Below are 3456 nucleotides of genomic sequence, written 5' to 3' on the forward strand. Positions count from 1 at the left end.
GACGGCCGCGCCCTCGCCCTGCTGCGGTTCCTGCCGGACGGGCTGCGCGACCGGGTGGTGCTGCGGGCGTTCGGCGTGACGGCGGAGGCGTTCGACGACACGACCCCTATGGAGTCGCCCGCAGCCCGTCGACGATGAGGCCGAGGATCCGCCCGGCCCGCGCCTCCCCGCCCCGCGCCGGATCGATCCGCCACAGCACGCTGAGCTGGAGCAGCACGTCCTCCGGATCGATGTCGGGCTTGAGCGAACCGTCGGCGCCCCCGGCCTTCAGGAGTACGTCGATCGCTGCCACGAAGGGCCCGAAGTACTCGTCGTCCGCGCCCCCGTCGGTCGCCGCGTGGATGACCTCGGCGACGCCGTACTTGAGCCGCCCGTAGTGGGCGACCTCGGCAAACCAGAGGCGTAGCGCGACGAGCGGCGGATGCTCCGCGAGCAGCACGGGCGCGCGGTCGATCAGATGCTGTATGTCGTGCCGGTACAGCTCCAGGATCAGCGCCTCCCGGGTGGGGAAGTGCCGGTAGAGCGTCCCGATGCCGACGCCCGCCTGCTTGGCGATCGCGGTGAGGGAGGCGCCGCTCGACGCGGCGATCGCCTCGCGGGCGACGGTCAGGATGCGCTCCCGGTTGTCGAGGGCGTCACGGCGGGTCGGTTTCGGGTTCACGGGTGCAGGTCGTCCGTCCGGTGTCGGATTGCCAAGCGGAGGGCCCTCCGGTACGTTGGTGAATGTACCGGAGGGGCCTCCGTTTCGTTCTTCATTCTGGCACACCCCCACCCGACACCGCAGGGAGCACCGTCATGCCCGAACTCGTCCTGGTCACCGGAGGCAGTGGCTACATCGCCGGCTGGTGCATCGCGGAACTGCTGCACCGTGGCTACGACGTCCGTACGACCGTCCGCGCCGAGGGCAAGGAGCGCGCGGTCACCGACGCAGTCGCGACCGTCGTCGACCCCGCGGGACGGCTGAGCTTCGCAGTCGCCGACCTCACCGCGGACCAGGGCTGGGACGCCGCGCTCAAGGGCGTCGACTTCGTCCTGCACGTCGCCTCCCCGCTCGGCGCCGCCTCGGACGACCCGGCCGACCTGATCGCCCCGGCCCGCGACGGCGCCCTGCGCGTCCTGCGCGCGGCCACCGAGGCGGGCGTACGACGCGTCGTGATGACCTCGGCCGCGAACGCCGCGAGCCCCTCGTCGTACGCTTCGGAAGGCGTCACCGACGAGACGCTGTGGACCGATCCCGACGACCCGACCCTGATCCCGTACCGCCGCTCGAAGACCCTCGCCGAGCGGGCCGCCTGGGACTTCATGGACGGCTACGACGGTCCGACCGAGCTGACCACCGTGCTCCCCGGCGCGGTCTTCGGACCGGTCCTCACCACCGCGAACCTCGGCTCCGTCGGCATCATCGCGCGCATGGTGAGCGGGAGGATGCCCGGCGTCCCGCGGATCGGCCTCGAAGTCGTGGACGTCCGGGACCTGGTCGACGTCCATATCCGGGCGATGACGTCACCGGACGCGGCGGGTCAACGCTTCCTGGCCACCGGGGAGTTCGTGTGGATGGAGGACATCGCGCGCACCCTGCGCGACGGCCTCGGCGAGCACGGCCGTACCGTCTCCACGCGTCGCCTCCCGGACTTCGCCGTCCGCCTCGCGGCCCGCTTCCGGGACCCGTCGCTGCGCGAGATCACCCCCGCGCTCGGCCGCCGCAACCGCCACAGCACGGAGAAGGCGCGCCGCGTCCTCGGCTGGGAACCGCGCCCGGCCCGGGAAGCCGTCCTCGACTGCGCCCGGAGCCTCATCGCGCAGGGGGCTGTCTAGGTATCGGCGGCCTCCGCCAACTGCACGGTCCGCGCGGCCAGTTCACTGATCCGCGCCCCGTCGAAACCGAACACCGCACTGCGCACGGTGTCCTCCAGCGGGTCCTTCCACTGCGCCGGGATCGCGTCCGCGCCGGTCAGCACCCCGGCGACCGAACCGGCGGTCGCGCCGTTCGAGTCGGTGTCGAGGCCGCCGCGCACCGTCAGTGTGATGGTGCGGGTGAAGTCGCCGTCGCCGTACAGGAGTCCGGCGGTGAGGACGGCCGCGTTCGGGATCGTGTGGATCCAGCCGAGCCCCGCCGTCTCCTCGGACAGCGTGGTGAGCGTGTCCTCCCAGGTCATCCGGGTCTCGTGCAGCGTGAGCACGCGGCGCACGGTGCGCGCGAGGCGGCAGCCCGGCGGGATCACGGTCAGCGACGTGTCCAGCGCGTGCCGCACGGTCGGCGCGGTGAACGCCGCAGAGATCAGCGCGGCGGCCCACATCGAGCCGTAGACACCGTTCCCCGTGTGGGACAACACGGCGTCCCTGCGCGCCAGTTGAGCCGCGCGGCGCGGGGCACCCGGGCTGGTCCAGCCGTAGATGTCGGCGCGGATCAGGGCACCGATCCACTCCTGGTACGGGTTGTCGTGCGTCGCCGTGAGCGGTGGCTTGAGCCCGTTGGCGAGGTTGCGGTAGGCGGCCCGCTCGGCGGTGAAGGTCTGCAGATACGGCAGTCTCCGCAGCCACAGTTCGCCGACCTGCTCGGTGCTGAAGCCGAAGCCGTGGGTCTCCAGGAGGTCGAGGCCGAGGATGGCGTAGTCGACGTCGTCGTCACGGCAGCTGCCGTGGATCCGGCCGCGCACGCACCGCTGCCACTCGGGGCGCAGCTCGAAGCCGTCGTCCTCGCCGGCCGGCTCCGGGAGGTAGTCGGTGAGCGGCAGGGCGGCGGCCCGCCGGAGATAGCGGTCGATGCGGTCGCGCGTCCACAGGTCGCCCTGCTCGACCGGCTTGCCGAGCATGTTGCCCGCGATCCGGCCCAGCCAGCCCCCGAGGATGCGGTCCGCGAGCACTGGCTCACTGCCCACAGGGGTCATAGGACCGGTCTACCCGATTCAGGGGGTGCCCGCGCGGGGTTCGACCGGTCCGCACAGGGCACTCGTAGGCCGGTCCCAGGGTTCGGGCGGAGCATGACGGCGCGGGCGTCCTCCGGTTAAGGTCGCAGCGGCGCGACTGGCCCTGAAATGTGTGGGGCCCGGAGAGCAAGGGGAACGCAAGGTGGCGGACGCTGCACAGAGGGGCACCCACAGGGTGCTCATCGCCGCGGACAAGTTCAAGGGGTCGCTGACGGCCGTGCAGGTCGCCGAGCGGGTGACGGCCGGGCTGCGCCGGGTCGTACCCGAACTGGACGTGACGGCGATGCCGGTCGCCGACGGCGGCGACGGCACGGTGGACGCGGCCGTCGCGGCAGGCTTCGAGCGACGGGAGATACGGGTCGCCGGGCCCCTCGGCGACGAGGTCACCGCGGCCTTCGCGGTACGCGGCGACACGGCCGTGGTGGAGATGGCCGAGGCAAGCGGACTGCAGCGCCTCCCCAAGGGCGTCTTCGCCCCGCTCACCTCCTCGACGTACGGCTCCGGCGAACTGCTGCGGGCCGCGCTCGAC

The 3456-nt window shown here is 72.4% G+C and carries 4 protein-coding genes; 2 read left to right on the top strand and 2 right to left on the bottom strand.

Translation table 11 applies throughout. The annotated features are described in order from the left end of the window. Positions 1-106 precede the first annotated feature (106 nt). Complete coding sequence (locus tag R6V09_RS48980; protein ID WP_317887914.1) at positions 107-661, bottom strand: TetR/AcrR family transcriptional regulator; 555 nt, start codon at positions 659-661, stop codon at positions 107-109. A 134-nt stretch (positions 662-795) separates the two neighbouring features. Between R6V09_RS48980 and R6V09_RS48985 the strand changes: the two genes are divergently transcribed. Further along, positions 796-1815: an NAD-dependent epimerase/dehydratase family protein gene (locus R6V09_RS48985; protein ID WP_317887915.1), complete on the top strand. Its 1020-nt coding sequence runs from the start codon at positions 796-798 to the stop codon at positions 1813-1815. Here the strand turns inward: R6V09_RS48985 and R6V09_RS48990 are convergent. Then, a complete protein-coding gene (locus tag R6V09_RS48990; RefSeq protein WP_317887916.1) occupies positions 1812-2888 on the bottom strand; it encodes an ADP-ribosylglycohydrolase family protein in 1077 nt (358 codons plus the stop codon). The two genes, R6V09_RS48985 and R6V09_RS48990, sit on opposite strands and share 4 nt — an antisense overlap. A 181-nt stretch (positions 2889-3069) precedes the next feature. Here R6V09_RS48990 and R6V09_RS48995 point away from each other — a divergent pair. Next, a partial coding sequence (locus tag R6V09_RS48995; protein WP_317887917.1) for a glycerate kinase occupies positions 3070-3456 on the top strand: 387 nt, incomplete at its 3' end.

It is taken from the genome of Streptomyces sp. W16 (genome assembly GCF_033194735.1).
GTDB lineage: Bacteria > Actinomycetota > Actinomycetes > Streptomycetales > Streptomycetaceae > Streptomyces.